We start from the raw sequence: 13,383 nt of genomic DNA, 5'->3' as shown, positions 1-13,383 counted from the left end.
CTTGCAAAAACGTTTTTGCAAGTGTTTAATTAAATATTTTTATCTAATAATCTGTATCGGTTATTCAGGACAAGACACTATTCGTGTTCGAAAGTTAATTTTAGATTTATTCGAAATTCTATTATAAAAACCAATACTGACGGTTGCGCTTTGGTCATGGACATAGACGGACCGCACGTGTTTTACAGATTTCCAGGCTTTGGCTATTCCTTTTTGAGCTCCATCTTGCCAACTTGTTTTAGAACTGCAAAGAATTTCAATTACTTTTAATATTGACATGATTTCTAGGTGTTAAGATAAAATTAAAATTCGCCAATTTTTTTAACGTAACTATTTTTATGTCAATATTTTAAATGTTTTTCCTTTTATGCATTTATCGCCTCTACTTTGATGCTTTCGTCATTTAACATGCTTTTTAACATGTTTTCTATCCCGCTTTTTAAAGTAAATGTAGAGGAAGGACAGCCGCTACAAGCACCCTGTAAAATCACTTTTACGGTTTTGTCGGCTTCGTTATAGGAATCGAAGGCTATATTTCCACCATCAGCTTGTACTGCGGGTTTTACATATTCTTCTAATATATTGATGATTTGTTGCGAAGTGACATCCAGTGTATCAAATTCTTTTACTTTTATTTTTTCTTGTGCAGCTACCGTGGCAATATAATTTTCATCTAAAACAGTTCCGCCGTTTTCTATGTATTGCTTGATGAAACTTCTTAGTTCTAAGGTTATTTCTTGCCATTCATTGACTTCATATTTGGTTACGGAAATGTAATTTTCATCGATAAAAATTTCTTTAACGTAAGCGAATTTAAACAGCTCTTTTGCCAATGGAGAAGCGCCAGTTTGATCGATATTTTTGAATTCAATAGCTTTTTTGGTAAGCATTTTGCTAACAACAAATTTCAAAGCTGACGGATTAGGAGTTGTTTCGCCATATACGGTTACTGGTTGTTTTTTAGGCTTGTTTTCTTCTATAGCGATGATTGTTCCACCATCATTTACAAATTTGTCTATTTGTTCCGCCACAGCATCTTTGACATCATGCCATTCTACAATATTATATTTTTCAATAGCAATAAAATTCCCGGAGATATAAATTGTTTTTACGAAAGGCAGGTAAAATAATTGTTGTGCTAAAGGGGATGTTTTTGCCTCGTCTATATTTTTGAATTCAAAACTTTCATTTTGAGTGATAAAATCGTTAAATTCAAATTTTAATATAGTCGGATTTTGGGTCTCTTTTATGGTAACTTTGTTCATCAGTTTTGAATTTTTTACAAATTTACTAAAGTTATTTTCTACGAATACCTATATTTGATTTTTTAATGAATAAATTAACTTTAGTTTACGTTTTTGATTCTGCCTTTGCTTTTTTTTAATAAATTTATATTGTTTTTTGATCGAATCCGTTTTACTAAAAAGTATTTAAATGCATAATAAGATTAGATTTCTAGCCATTATTTTTTTGATGTCTCTTTATTCCTTTTCTCAGGAAGGAATACCTGTGTACTCAGATTATTTATCAGATAATTATTACTTGATACATCCTTCTATGGCTGGTGCGGCAAATTGCGCTAAAATTAGGTTAACCGGTCGTAAGCAATGGTTCGATCAGAAAGACGCGCCTGAATTACAAACACTCAGTTTTAATGGTAAAGTAGGTGAAAAAGCAGGGGCGGGTTTTATACTTTTTAATGATAAAAACGGGTATCATTCTCAAAAAGGAATAAAATTGACGTATGCGTATCACCTTATGTTTTCTAGAGATGAAATTGATTTAAATCAATTGTCTTTCGGGATTAGTGGTGGATTGATACAAAGTCAATTAGATGAGACCGCTTTTTTGCAGTCAGGTGATTTTGATCCAATAATTGATGGAACGGTGGTTCAAAAAGATTCGTATTTTAATGTGGACTTTGGAATATCCTATAATTTTTTAGATTTTTACGCGCATGCTACAGTAAAAAATGCAATTGAAATTAGAAGAAATATTTACACGGAATATGAAAGTGATAACTTAAGAAAATTTTTATTCAGTGCAGGGTACGTTTTTGGTAATTCAGATCAAATTTTATGGGAGCCTTCTGTTTTATTCCAATTGGTGGATCAAACGAAAGAGAAGTCAATTGACCTTAATTTGAAAGCATATAAAAATTTAGATTTTGGTAGAGTTTGGGGAGGATTGTCCTATCGAAGAAGTTTTGATGGTGCAGAGTATCTTGTTGGCAATACAATTTCGAAACAAAAACTACAATATATAACACCAATTGTGGGTGTAAATTTTGATCAATTTATGGTCGCTTATACGTATTCTCAATTGTCTGGTGCGGTAAAATTTGATAATGGTGGTTACCACCAAATTACCCTTGGGATTGATTTGTTTTGTAAACCTGTTAAATACGATTGCAATTGTCCGGCAATTAACTAATTTATCTTATCATGCTAATAAAATCTGTCAACGGTAAATCACCTTCTATTCCGAAGGATTGTTATGTTGCTGAAAATGCCACTATTGTTGGCGATGTTACTTTTGGAACCAACTGTAGTGTATGGTTTAATGCAGTTATCAGAGGAGATGTTAATTGTATTAAAATTGGGAACAAAGTCAACATTCAAGATGGTGCTATTATTCATTGTACGTACAAAAAACACCCTACGCTCATAGGAAATAATGTTTCTATTGGACATAATGCAATCGTTCACGGTTGTGTGGTTCACGATAATGTATTGATTGGAATGGGAGCGATAGTAATGGACAATTGTGTTATCGAAAGTAATTCTATTGTAGCTGCCGGTGCTGTTGTTACTCAGAACACTGTTGTAGGCTCAGGGACAATCTGGGCAGGAGTTCCCGCTAGAAAAGTTAAGGATATAGATCAGTCCGATTTTGCAGGAGAAATTGAACGCATTTCGAATAATTATGTTTTGTATTCCAGTTGGTTCAAGGAGGAGTAATATTCAGCCGTTTTAGAAATTTTCCTGCTCTACCGTATACTTGTTTTCTAAAATTTCAGTCAATACTTTTGGATTGGTGTTCGTATAAAAAATAGGTTCGTTGCTTTGTGATGATGCTAAACCTATATTTTCCCGCAATATGTTTTGAGTTTGTTTGGCAACTGCTTCACCGGAATCTATAATGTGAATGTGTTTAGGAAGTATTTTTTTTATTTGAGGAATCAGATACGGATAGTGACTGCAACCTAAGACTAAATAATCAATATTGGCATTAATCATAGGAATCAGGTAGGCTTGAAGTAATGTGGTCATTTCGGGCGAGTTGATCTCTCCATTTTCAATTAATTGCACCAATCCATGTCCCACCTGCTCAATTATTTTAGTATCTTGATACTTCTCAGTGGTTTTATTGAAAAGTTCACTGTTTAGTGTGCCTTGTGTAGCCAGAATTCCTATTATTTGTGTTTTTGAATGAGTGACTGCTGGTTTTATTGCAGGTTCAATTCCTATGAAAGGAACATTATATTTAGCTCTTAATTCTTGAATGGCATTAGTTGTTGCCGTATTGCAGGCAACTACAATTAATTTACATTTCATATCAAGCAGGAATTCGGTATTTTTCATGCTTAATGCAACAATTTCCTCTTTTGTTTTTTGTCCGTAGGGTGCATTGCTGCTATCGGCTAGGTATATGGTTTTCTCGTTTGGAAGTAGTTTGTGAATTGCTTTCCAGATGGAGGTGCCACCTATTCCTGAGTCAAAAATCCCTATAGGTTGATCGTTGTTGTCCATAGAAACAAAGTTACGCGCTGAAATTTTAATTTCCTAGAATATTTGTTAAACAAAAAAAACTGCTCTGTCCTAATATAAGGTGAGCAGTTTTTTTGAACTTTGTTCTTTTTTTAGAAACCTAAATCTTTTTTTACATCCATAGTCAAGTTTGGACCATCAGCAAGTAAAAGAGTTGAACCGTCTAAAACATATTGATACCCTTTTGCTTTACCCACTTTTTGGATCGAAGCTCTTACTTTTTCCATTAATGGTTTTACGATATCAGATTCTTTTTGTTGCAATTCTTTTTGAGCATTGTCTCTGTAATCAACAATTCTTTTTTGCATGTCCTGAACCTCTTTAGAACGTTCTGTGTTAATAACTTCAGTAACTGTTGCAGCTTCTGCTTCGTATTTTTTTAATTTAGCTTGGTATTCTTCAACCATTTTTTTGTAATCAGCATCATACGTAGTACTCAACTTATCTAATTGTTTTTGAGCATCTAACATTGCAGGCATTTTTGTCATAATTTCACTTACATCTACATGTGCCGTTTTTGTTTGCGCAGTAAGTGTTTGATTTGCTCCTAAAATAACAAGGGCAGCAATTAATAGGGTTTTGATTTGTTTCATCGTTTTTAAAATATTTAGTAATTAATTATTGTTTGTATTTTCTTTTATTTTTTCCTCTTTAGCTTTTTTGATAGCTTCTCTGTCTTCCAGTATTTTTTTTCTTCTTTCTTCTAAAGCTTTCCTGCGATCTTCAATGACTTTTTTACGATCTTCCAATGTTTTAGTTCTGGCATCAGCTTGTTTATTTTTGGCTAATTCAACAGTTTCTTTAGCATTGTCTTTTTTTAAGTCACTTACTGATGGTGCTGTAACGGTGTCAGTTATTTTAATATTTGCAGAAACCGTGCCATTTTTTTTAGCTTCTCTGTCAGCTATTATTTGTTTTCTCTTGTCATTAAATTCTTTTTTTCTTTGTTCTTGAAGTAATTTTCGATCTTCGAGCAGTTTGTCTCGGGCTATTTTTTTATCGTTCAGGATTTTTTGTCTATCGGCTAATGCAGGATTTTCATCTGACGCATCTTCCTTGCTTTCTCTAGCTTCTTCTTCCTGAAGTTGTTTTTTTGTCAGTTGTTCTCTTTTTTCTGTACGGTTCAAAATGCGTAATACTTGCTCACTGATATCAAATCTTTTTGCGGCAAACAGCATGGTAAGATCAGAGGCTTTATCAAAGATAAAATCATATTTTTTTGCTTCAGCAATATCCTGAACGGCAGTAAAAATTTGATCCTGTATTGGTTTTACCAAAATAGATTTTTGTAGGATCAAATCGCCACTGGGTCCAAATCTTTTTTGTTGATAGTCTAAATTTTCATTTTCGAGGAAACTAATTTCTGTTTCTCTTTCGCTAATGAGTTCTTTGGTTAATAGTGCTTTTTCGGCTTTTAACGCATCTTTTAATTTATTGATTTCAATTTTTTTAGTTTCAATTTCTAGTTTCCATTTTTGGGTTTTTTGCTCTAATTGAACTTTTGCTTCGGTATAATTTGGAACATTCTGTAAAATGTATTCCATGTCAATATAGCCCAGTTTGGTTCCTCTAGTTTGCGCCTTCATCGTCTGCGCAACTGCTAAGATTAAAAATAGATATAAAAATTGTTTTCTCATAAATAGTGACGTATTAGAAAAATCTTAAATCAATTTTTTAGAATTGTTGTCCAATAATAAAGTGAGTTTCCCATCCGTTTGGTTCTGCTTCTCCTGGCAGAGCGTCAAAACCATGGCCAAAATCAATTCCCAATAAACCAAATGCAGGCATGAATACACGCAACCCAACTCCTGCAGAACGACTTAAAGCAAAAGGGTTATAGCTTTTGAAATCACTAAATGATGAACCTGCTTCCATGAATGCCAAAGCATAAATTGATGCGGATGATTTTAATGTTATCGGATAGCGTAACTCCATTGAGAATTTGTTAAAAACCGTAGCTCCAATTTGATCTTCTGTGCTGTTTACGGGTGTCAATGAATTATTAGGATACCCTCTTAGCTGTATGGTTTCTCTACCATCCATAGAAAAGTTAGCCAGTCCGTCGCCCCCAAGATAAAATCGTTCAAATGGAACTGAACCTCTATCTTGATTGTATGCTCCGAGAAAACCAAATTCAGTCAACGTTCTAAGGACTAATTTTCCGTAAATCTTAGTATACCAGTCTGCTTTAAACTTTATTTTATAATATTCCAACCATTTAAATCGCTCTTGATCTACTTTACTGATGTTTGTTGCTGCAAGGTTAAAATCAGTCACTTTGTTTCCGTTAGTGTCAATATAATCTCCAATTTGAACAATATTCCCATTTCCATCAGGTTCATTTTGTCGGTCAACAGTATTTTTTAATTTATATTCTTCTTTATCGCCTAGTGTGGCATAATCTATACCATTCAACAATGAATAGGGTGGTGTAAATTTTGCGGATAAACTAAATTCGGACCCGTACGTTGGAAATATAGGATTGAATCCTTTATTGGTATGCGTTAGTCCTATGGTGTACGCTAAGTTTCTGGAAGACCCGTCTCCAAAAGTAAATAATCCAGTGTTGTAATTATTTAAATCATAATGTTGGTAACTTACTGATTGAGATAAATACGTGTTGTCATCCGGAACCGTTAATCTTTTTGACAAGCCAACGGATAATGTAATGATATTAAAACTCTTAGTTCTATCGGCTCTTTGTGTTATAAAATTATTCAAAAATTGTTTGCTGTATGACAATGAGGTGCTAAAAGACACGGGTTTTTTACCTCCAAACCAAGGCTCGGAAAACGAGACGCTATACGTTTGAAAAAAGGTGCTGGCCTGTAAACGTAGCGATACTTTTTGGCCATCTCCCATTGGTAATGGTTTGTAGGCTTCTTTATTGAGTAAGTTTCTGGCTGAAAAGTTATTAAAAGAAAGTCCTAATGTTCCAATGAAACCACCACCACCATAACCACCTTGAAGTTCGATTTGGCTGGATCCTTTCTCTGTTAGATTGTATTCAATATCAACAGTTCCTGCTCCTGAATCAACATTCTTGAACTTTGGATCGATAGTTTCCGGATCAAAAAATCCTAATTGTCCAATCTCTCTAATGGTTCGTACTAACTCTTCTTTGCTGTATTTTTCTCCTGGTTTGGTTCTTAATTCCCGGTAAATTACTCGGTCATTGGTCTTGTCGTTTCCTACAACTGTAATTTTATTGAAGTATGCAATTGGTCCTTCAGTAACTCTGATTTCAAAGTCAATGGTATCATTTGCGGTTCTTACCTCTACAGCATTGATATTAGAAAACAAATAACCGCTGTTTTGGTATAAATTCGTGATGTCCTCTCCGTCAGGTTTTGATTTGTCTGCAATTCTTTTCTCCAGAAGCACTCCGTTGTAGGTTTCCCCTTTTTTGACACCTAAAATTCTGTTTAGATATTGATCAGGATAAACGGTATTTCCTAAAAATTTAATGTTTCCAAAAAAGTATTTATTTCCTTCTTCGACATTTATTTTAATCATCAAGGCATTTTTGTCTTTGTCATAGGTAACAGAATCCGAAAGTATTCTGGCATCTCTATAGCCTTTCTCTTTGTAAGAAGCGATCACGTTTTCTAAATCCGATTTGTATTTTTCTTTTATAAATTTAGAGCCTTTTAAAACACGCAGGAAGTTTTTTTGTTTGGTGTCCTTCATTGCTTTACGCAATACTTTGTCGGATATTTTCGTGTTACCCACAAAATCAATATTTTGTATTTTTACTTTATTTCCTTTGTCTACATTGACAACCATGTTGACTTGGTTTATCGTTGTTGTGTCTTTGGCAGTGTTTATGTTTACTTTGGTGTTGTAATACCCATCTTTTTTATACTTGTTCTCGATGTAATTTTTTGTCGTGGTAATTAAGTTTTCATTGACTACTTTCCCTTTATTAAGGCTGTTGTCTTTAATTAAACCTTCCGTTTTCGACTTTTTTACACCTACAAATTTTACACCACTCAATTTTGGTAATTCCACGATATTCAAATCAAGATAGATGCTGTCATTTTCTATTCTATTGATATAAAATGAAATTTCATCGAACAATCCTAGTTTCCCTAGTTTTTTTATGGCGCTGCTTATTTGTTCACCAGGAATAGTTATCGATTGTCCTTTTTGTAGACCAGCAAAAGTAACTACAGTTTGAGTATTGAAAGTGATATCGCCAACAACTGTTACATCTCCTAGGATGTATTTTTTTCCTTGATCAAAAGGAACTCTTTCTTGTGCTTTAACTTGTGTAAAACTTCCGAAAATTAAAACGGTGAGGGCTATTCTGATGCTTTTATTTAACACTAAATAATTATTTAATTTGTTCACTTGTTTTTCCAAATCTACGTTCTCTTTTTTGATAACTAATGATAGCCTCATATAAATCTTGTTCTTTAAAGTCTGGCCACAATACATCAGTAAAATATAATTCTGCATAAGCAATTTGCCATAACAAAAAGTTACTTATTCTATGCTCTCCACTAGTTCGTATTAATAAATCTACATCAGGTAAATTTTGCGTGTAAAGATGCTCATTAATAATGGAATCGTCAATAGCGTCTATTGAAATTATATTATTTTTAACTTTACTGCAAATGTTTTTTACAGCAGTGACAATTTCCTCCCTGGAACCGTAGCTTAACGCTAGGGTTAGTGTCATTTGCGTATTGTTTTTTGTCTTATTAATAACGTCGAGGAGTTCTTTTTGTGCAGATTTTGGTAATTTTTCTAAATTACCAATTGCATTCAGTTTTATATTGTTCTCCTGTAAGGTTTTTAATTCCTTTTTTAAGGAGTTGATGAGTACCTTCATTAAGGTTTCTACTTCCAGTTTGGGTCTGTTCCAGTTTTCGGTAGAAAAAGCATAGAGTGTTAGAAAATCAATGCCTAGTTTAGCACTGGCTTCAATTATTTTTTTTACTGATTTTGTCCCGCTTTCATGACCTAAAGCTCGTAAGAGCCCTTTTTGTTTTGCCCAACGGCCATTACCATCCATTATGATAGCCAAATGGTTTGGTAGGTTAGTCGCATCTATAGTGTCTAGTAAATTCATTTTTTTATTCTGCACAATAACAGGGTTTGTTTCCAAAAGTATACGTTAGCGTAACGCCAGTGAAGACATACCAATCATTATTATTTATATTCCCAAAATTTCCATTATAACTTCCGTCTATATTATCTGTCAGCGTATACCGTGCTCCGGTTTCTAATCCCAATATTAAAGTGGGAGATAATGTTGATTTGATTCCTAAAACCATTGGGATCGCTATTGATTTTCTTCTTTCAGTTATGCCTTCGGCTGTTGTACCTGCTTGCGTGTCTGTCAATTTGTACCTGCTCAGGAAATAACTGAGTCCTGAAAACACATAAGGTGTAATTTTAGTTCGAGAATCGTGAAGATTAAAATCAAAAAAGTTGAATTCAAGCCCTAAAGAGACTTCTTTTAAATTGTTTTCAAAACGATATTCTCTTTGGTTTCTTGCTGCTTCTTTTGAATCTGAATCATCTGAATTTATGTTTGACTGCATGTATGAAAAGCGATAAGCATGTCTTGGACTTTTGTTCCATTTGTACAACAACCCAAAAGCAGGTTCGTTTGGCGCAAGGTAGGTCGTAGGACCAACATCGCCTACAAAGTTACTTCCACCCGCAAAAACACCAATTTCGTGGATCTGAGCTTGGGTGTTCATCAATGGGAGTAAGCCAAACAATAAATAGAAAATCTTGTTCATTCAATCAAAAATTGCGTGCAAATATAATAATAATCAATACGATTCAATACTCAATCAGTTAAATGTGTGTTTTTTTGATTAATTGACAAGTAAATTGCGCAAAGTGAGTGTTTTATTTATTCAAACGAAAAAAAAACGTAGAATCGTATATTATTTATTAAAATGATTTAGTTGCGCTTATCTTGTCCCCAAAGTAATTTGCTTCGAAGGGTTTTCAAAAAAGTTTCTTCGGGTATTTCTACCATATTAATTTGAAAGGGGGTTTTTTTTAAGGTCAGTATGGATTCGTTCTTTACCGAGGTAACTCTGGAGTCTAAGGATACTAAATAATTTTCCTCTCGTCCGGAAACTTTTAGTCTAATTTCTGTTTCATCCGGAACAACAAGAGGCCTGGCCGTTAGATTGTGGGGGGCAATTGGGGTGATGACAATACATTTTACATCAGGTGTCAAGATTGGACCGCCACAACTTAAGGAATACCCGGTAGATCCTGTTGGTGTTGATATAATTAACCCATCGGCCCAATATGAATTTAAAAATTCGTTATTCAAGTACGTGTCTATCGTAATCATCGATGTAGTGTCTTTTCTACTGACCGTAATTTCATTCATGGCAAAATCCATTTTTTGGATGGATTCATTTGGTGGCGTGCAGGTTACGCTCAGTAATGTTCTTTTTGAGAGGGTGTATTTTTTGTCAATGACAAATTGCATGAATGTTGCGATATTCTCTTTTTGGACGGTTGCAAGGAAACCTAGTCTTCCCGCATTTATTCCTAAAATAGGAACTCCGGAATCCCGCACCAAAGTGGCCGCTCTTAAAATAGTTCCGTCTCCTCCAATGCTGATGAGCATATCAAAACTAGAATCAAGTTCAGTGTGGGATGTGAAGGTTTTGTATTTTTTTTCTACAATTTTTCTTTCGTTGAGCATCAGCAAAAAATGAGACTCAATAATCATCTCTACATTATTTTTGTTAAAAAAAACAAAGATGTCGTTTATAATAGGTTCGGTACTGTTTTGATAATATTGGCCGTAGATCGCTACTTTCATCTTTTTGTGTAATCGTTTAATGTTGATATGTTTGTTTTAGTATTTAATCGATTAAACAAATAATCGGTTAAACGAGCACTATATATTAAGGTACTTGTCTAAATAATCAGAGCGTTCCTTTAAATTATTGATGTAATTGTCTTCTTGATGCTCGGATATAATTTCATAATCATATCTTCTGAAAGTTTGTATAATTTCATTTATAGCGCCTAACGTTATTTTTAAGGTAACTTCGACACTCTCAACATCCAATTCGGAGACGAATACACCTAAAAGTTTACCATTGTTGCTTTCGACTATTTGGGTAATTTGACTCATCGAATAATCTAAAGCGGCTTTCTTGACAACGATAACGCCGCCGGGTTCCTTTAAAAAAGGAGTTTCATGAAAAAACTTCATGATGTCTTCTATTTGATAATAACCCACGTAGGTGTTGTTTTCGTCTAAAACCGGAACTAAATTAGTCTGATTTTTTGCAAAAACTTCTAGCACATCAAGCCATATTGTATTAGTTCTTGTGAAAAAACCTTCCAGTGAATAACGAAAATCAGATACTTTTTTAGTGCTGTCAAAAGTTTCTAGATCTTCGCGGGCAATACTGCCCAGATACACCCCTTCTTCGATTATTGGGAAATGTGAAAAGTGGACGTCACTGAAGAATTCTTGAACAACCGCAATAGTATCTTGGTTGTTAATCGCTTTAAAATCATTGGTTATATAGTCTGTAATTCCGATCATAAATAAGGCAAAAATATTTCATGCAAAATAATCAAAAATAAGCAAAAACTCCTAAGTTTTACTTTGTATTTTTGCCTCAAGAAATAGTACTGGTTTAATCAAAAAGGGTTCCAATGACAAAATTAAGTGTAAACATCAATAAAATAGCTACTTTACGTAATGCTCGTGGAGGAAATGTTCCTGATTTATTAAAAGTAGCTGCCGACATTCAAAAGTTCGGAGCGCAAGGAATTACCATACATCCTCGTCCGGATGAGCGCCACATTCGCTATCAGGATGCACGTGATTTAAAAACGACTGTTTATACGGAATATAATATAGAAGGAAATCCAGAAAAAACCTTTATCGATCTTGTTCTGGAAATAAAACCGACTCAGGTAACTCTCGTTCCGGATGCTGTTGATGCCATAACATCTAATGCTGGTTGGGATACCATAAAACACGCTTCTTATTTGACTGAAATTGTTCAGGAGTTGCAACGAAACGGAATTAGAACGTCCATTTTTGTAGATCCTGTTCTCGAAATGATTGAAGGTGCAAAAAAAATTGGAACCGAAAGAATTGAATTGTATACCGAAGCATTCGCACACCAATACAGTTTAGGAAATCAAAACGGAATTGTGCCATACACACACGCTGCTATCCTAGCCAATGAGCTTGGATTAGGGATCAATGCAGGTCATGATTTGAGTTTGGATAATCTTCAGTTTTTTAAACAAAATATCCCGGGATTACTCGAAGTTTCTATTGGTCATGCACTGATTTCCGAAGCTATTTATCTGGGATTAGACAATGTGGTAAATATGTATCTGCAAAAATTAAAATAGTTTTTAATTTAAATCATAACGTTAAAATCTAAAATCATATGCTTTTTTCAAAAATAGAAGGCTCAGGAGAACCACTTTTAATTCTTCACGGATTTCTGGGGATGTCCGATAACTGGAAAACACTCGGAACGCAATTCGCAACTGATTTTCAGGTTCATATTCTCGATTTACGCAACCACGGACGAAGCCTGCACTCAGAGAATTTTACCTACGAAATTATGGCGCAGGATGTTTACGAGTACTGTCAAGCTCATGAATTAGAAAATATCAATATTTTAGGACACTCGATGGGCGGGAAAATAGCCATGCTTTTGGCAACGTTGTATCCTGAATTAGTTAATAAGTTAATTGTTGCGGACATAGGACCAAAATTTTATCCGCAGCATCATCAGGATATTTTGGCGGGATTGAATGCGGTTGATTTTTCAAAAAAACCAAGTCGAAGTGATGTCGAAGAAATCATGGAGAAGTTTGTTTCTGATTTTGGAACCAGACAATTCTTGATGAAGAATCTGTTTTGGCAAGAGCCCGGGCAACTTGCTTTCCGATTTAATTTGGCAGTTTTCAATGCAAAAATGGATGAAATAGGAATTCCGTTGCCAAAGAATTCCGTTTTCGAGAAATCAACCTTGTTCATTCGCGGCGGAAAATCAAATTATATTTTAGACAGTGATTTTGAAATTATAAAACAGCATTTCCCAGATTCAAATATTGAAACGATCCCTAATGTAGGGCATTGGCTTCATGCCGAAAATCCAGCTGAGTTCTATCAAAAAGTCACTTCTTTCTTAAATTAAAGGCGATGGTTTCTAATTTTTACTACATTTATTAAAATTTAAAAAGATAAACTTATGAATTTACTCATCAAAATTCTTATTACCTCAGGTTTAGTATTGCTTATTGCTAACTTTATGCCAGGCGTGCGTGTAGATGGATTCGCCACGGCTTTGATTGTGGCAATTGTTCTTGGATTACTCAATATATTTATCAAGCCAATATTAGTGCTACTAACTTTGCCGGTAACGATACTAACTTTAGGTTTGTTTTTATTGGTTATCAATGCACTGATGATTTTGTTGTGTACGAAAATTGTGGGTGGTTTTCGCGTAGATACGTTTTGGACTGCGTTGTTTTTTAGTATTATATTATCCGTATCGCAGTCTATAATGAATGGAATTCTAGGCGAGGGAAAATAATAGGCTGTTTTTAACACGTATTTATGACGTAATGCATTTGAAAT

General features: G+C 34.3%; 15 protein-coding genes. 5 read left to right on the top strand and 10 right to left on the bottom strand.

Annotated features, from left to right (window positions below; genetic code table 11):
* Positions 1-60 precede the first annotated feature (60 nt).
* Positions 61-279, bottom strand: coding sequence for a dodecin family protein (locus EKM00_RS09105; protein ID WP_126515960.1), 219 nt, complete (start codon positions 277-279; stop codon positions 61-63).
* Between the two features lie 86 nt (positions 280-365).
* Positions 366-1,265 carry a NifU family protein gene (locus EKM00_RS09100; protein ID WP_126515959.1) on the bottom strand — a complete coding sequence of 300 codons (900 nt, stop codon included), beginning with the start codon at positions 1,263-1,265 and terminating at the stop codon, positions 366-368.
* A 169-nt stretch (positions 1,266-1,434) separates the two neighbouring features.
* On the opposite strand from EKM00_RS09100, the gene EKM00_RS09095 reads away from it, so the two are divergent.
* Positions 1,435-2,433 (top strand): PorP/SprF family type IX secretion system membrane protein, encoded by a 999-nt coding sequence (locus EKM00_RS09095; RefSeq protein WP_126454143.1) that lies wholly within the window; start codon positions 1,435-1,437, stop codon positions 2,431-2,433.
* Positions 2,434-2,444: 11 nt separating this feature from the next.
* Positions 2,445-2,960 carry a gamma carbonic anhydrase family protein gene (locus EKM00_RS09090; protein WP_126515958.1) on the top strand — a complete coding sequence of 172 codons (516 nt, stop codon included), beginning with the start codon at positions 2,445-2,447 and terminating at the stop codon, positions 2,958-2,960.
* A gap of 12 nt (positions 2,961-2,972) precedes the next feature.
* Here the strand turns inward: EKM00_RS09090 and murI are convergent, their stop codons facing one another.
* The 8 genes from murI to EKM00_RS09050 all read right to left on the bottom strand — a co-directional run bounded on the left by murI (position 2,973) and on the right by EKM00_RS09050 (position 11,316).
* The gene (murI, locus tag EKM00_RS09085; protein WP_126515957.1) at positions 2,973-3,752 is read right to left on the bottom strand and encodes a glutamate racemase; all 780 of its coding nucleotides are present in this window, start codon (positions 3,750-3,752) and stop codon (positions 2,973-2,975) included.
* A gap of 110 nt (positions 3,753-3,862) precedes the next feature.
* The gene (locus EKM00_RS09080) at positions 3,863-4,363 is read right to left on the bottom strand and encodes an OmpH family outer membrane protein (RefSeq protein ID WP_126454137.1); all 501 of its coding nucleotides are present in this window, start codon (positions 4,361-4,363) and stop codon (positions 3,863-3,865) included.
* A 21-nt stretch (positions 4,364-4,384) separates the two neighbouring features.
* Positions 4,385-5,407: an OmpH family outer membrane protein gene (locus tag EKM00_RS09075; protein WP_126454135.1), complete on the bottom strand. Its 1,023-nt coding sequence runs from the start codon at positions 5,405-5,407 to the stop codon at positions 4,385-4,387.
* A gap of 37 nt (positions 5,408-5,444) precedes the next feature.
* Positions 5,445-8,174: a BamA/OMP85 family outer membrane protein gene (locus EKM00_RS09070; RefSeq protein ID WP_126454133.1), complete on the bottom strand. Its 2,730-nt coding sequence runs from the start codon at positions 8,172-8,174 to the stop codon at positions 5,445-5,447.
* The gene (locus EKM00_RS09065; RefSeq protein ID WP_126454131.1) at positions 8,107-8,847 is read right to left on the bottom strand and encodes an isoprenyl transferase; all 741 of its coding nucleotides are present in this window, start codon (positions 8,845-8,847) and stop codon (positions 8,107-8,109) included. The genes EKM00_RS09070 and EKM00_RS09065 overlap by 68 nt, the downstream gene beginning before the upstream one ends.
* A 4-nt stretch (positions 8,848-8,851) precedes the next feature.
* The gene (locus EKM00_RS09060) at positions 8,852-9,526 is read right to left on the bottom strand and encodes a DUF6089 family protein (RefSeq protein WP_126515956.1); all 675 of its coding nucleotides are present in this window, start codon (positions 9,524-9,526) and stop codon (positions 8,852-8,854) included.
* A gap of 167 nt (positions 9,527-9,693) precedes the next feature.
* On the bottom strand, positions 9,694-10,578 hold the full coding sequence (locus EKM00_RS09055) for an NAD kinase (protein WP_126515955.1): 885 nt from the start codon (positions 10,576-10,578) through the stop codon (positions 9,694-9,696).
* 78 nt (positions 10,579-10,656) lie between these two features.
* Entirely contained in the window at positions 10,657-11,316 is a 660-nt protein-coding gene (locus EKM00_RS09050; RefSeq protein ID WP_126515954.1) for a CBS domain-containing protein, read from the bottom strand.
* A 113-nt stretch (positions 11,317-11,429) separates the two neighbouring features.
* Between EKM00_RS09050 and EKM00_RS09045 the strand changes: the two genes are divergently transcribed.
* Genes EKM00_RS09045 through EKM00_RS09035 form a run of 3 tightly spaced genes read left to right on the top strand, consistent with a single transcriptional unit; the run spans position 11,430 to position 13,339 of the window.
* A complete protein-coding gene (locus EKM00_RS09045; protein ID WP_126454123.1) occupies positions 11,430-12,143 on the top strand; it encodes a pyridoxine 5'-phosphate synthase in 714 nt (237 codons plus the stop codon).
* 38 nt (positions 12,144-12,181) lie between these two features.
* Entirely contained in the window at positions 12,182-12,940 is a 759-nt protein-coding gene (locus tag EKM00_RS09040; protein ID WP_126515953.1) for an alpha/beta fold hydrolase, read from the top strand.
* Positions 12,941-12,994: 54 nt separating this feature from the next.
* Positions 12,995-13,339: a phage holin family protein gene (locus tag EKM00_RS09035; protein ID WP_126455706.1), complete on the top strand. Its 345-nt coding sequence runs from the start codon at positions 12,995-12,997 to the stop codon at positions 13,337-13,339.
* Positions 13,340-13,383 lie beyond the last annotated feature (44 nt).

The sequence above is a fragment of the Flavobacterium sp. RSP15 genome (genome assembly GCF_003968755.1).
Lineage (GTDB): Bacteria > Bacteroidota > Bacteroidia > Flavobacteriales > Flavobacteriaceae > Flavobacterium.
The sequence above is the reverse complement of the archived record's forward strand: the minus strand, read 5'-3'. Positions and strand labels throughout refer to the sequence as shown.

Excerpts from the sequence above, each read along its gene's own strand:
- EKM00_RS09090 (WP_126515958.1), top strand. The coding sequence starts at position 2,445 with ATGCTAATAAAATCTGTCAACGGTAAATCACCTTCTATTCCGAAGGAT.
- EKM00_RS09035 (WP_126455706.1), top strand. The coding sequence starts at position 12,995 with ATGAATTTACTCATCAAAATTCTTATTACCTCAGGTTTAGTATTGCTT.
- EKM00_RS09070 (WP_126454133.1), bottom strand. The coding sequence starts at position 8,174 with ATGAGGCTATCATTAGTTATCAAAAAAGAGAACGTAGATTTGGAAAAA.
- EKM00_RS09060 (WP_126515956.1), bottom strand. The coding sequence starts at position 9,526 with ATGAACAAGATTTTCTATTTATTGTTTGGCTTACTCCCATTGATGAAC.
- EKM00_RS09065 (WP_126454131.1), bottom strand. The coding sequence starts at position 8,847 with ATGAATTTACTAGACACTATAGATGCGACTAACCTACCAAACCATTTG.
- EKM00_RS09040 (WP_126515953.1), top strand. The coding sequence starts at position 12,182 with ATGCTTTTTTCAAAAATAGAAGGCTCAGGAGAACCACTTTTAATTCTT.
- murI (WP_126515957.1), bottom strand. The coding sequence starts at position 3,752 with ATGGACAACAACGATCAACCTATAGGGATTTTTGACTCAGGAATAGGT.
- EKM00_RS09075 (WP_126454135.1), bottom strand. The coding sequence starts at position 5,407 with ATGAGAAAACAATTTTTATATCTATTTTTAATCTTAGCAGTTGCGCAG.
- EKM00_RS09095 (WP_126454143.1), top strand. The coding sequence starts at position 1,435 with ATGCATAATAAGATTAGATTTCTAGCCATTATTTTTTTGATGTCTCTT.
- EKM00_RS09055 (WP_126515955.1), bottom strand. The coding sequence starts at position 10,578 with ATGAAAGTAGCGATCTACGGCCAATATTATCAAAACAGTACCGAACCT.
- EKM00_RS09080 (WP_126454137.1), bottom strand. The coding sequence starts at position 4,363 with ATGAAACAAATCAAAACCCTATTAATTGCTGCCCTTGTTATTTTAGGA.
- EKM00_RS09100 (WP_126515959.1), bottom strand. The coding sequence starts at position 1,265 with ATGAACAAAGTTACCATAAAAGAGACCCAAAATCCGACTATATTAAAA.
- EKM00_RS09045 (WP_126454123.1), top strand. The coding sequence starts at position 11,430 with ATGACAAAATTAAGTGTAAACATCAATAAAATAGCTACTTTACGTAAT.
- EKM00_RS09105 (WP_126515960.1), bottom strand. The coding sequence starts at position 279 with ATGTCAATATTAAAAGTAATTGAAATTCTTTGCAGTTCTAAAACAAGT.
- EKM00_RS09050 (WP_126515954.1), bottom strand. The coding sequence starts at position 11,316 with ATGATCGGAATTACAGACTATATAACCAATGATTTTAAAGCGATTAAC.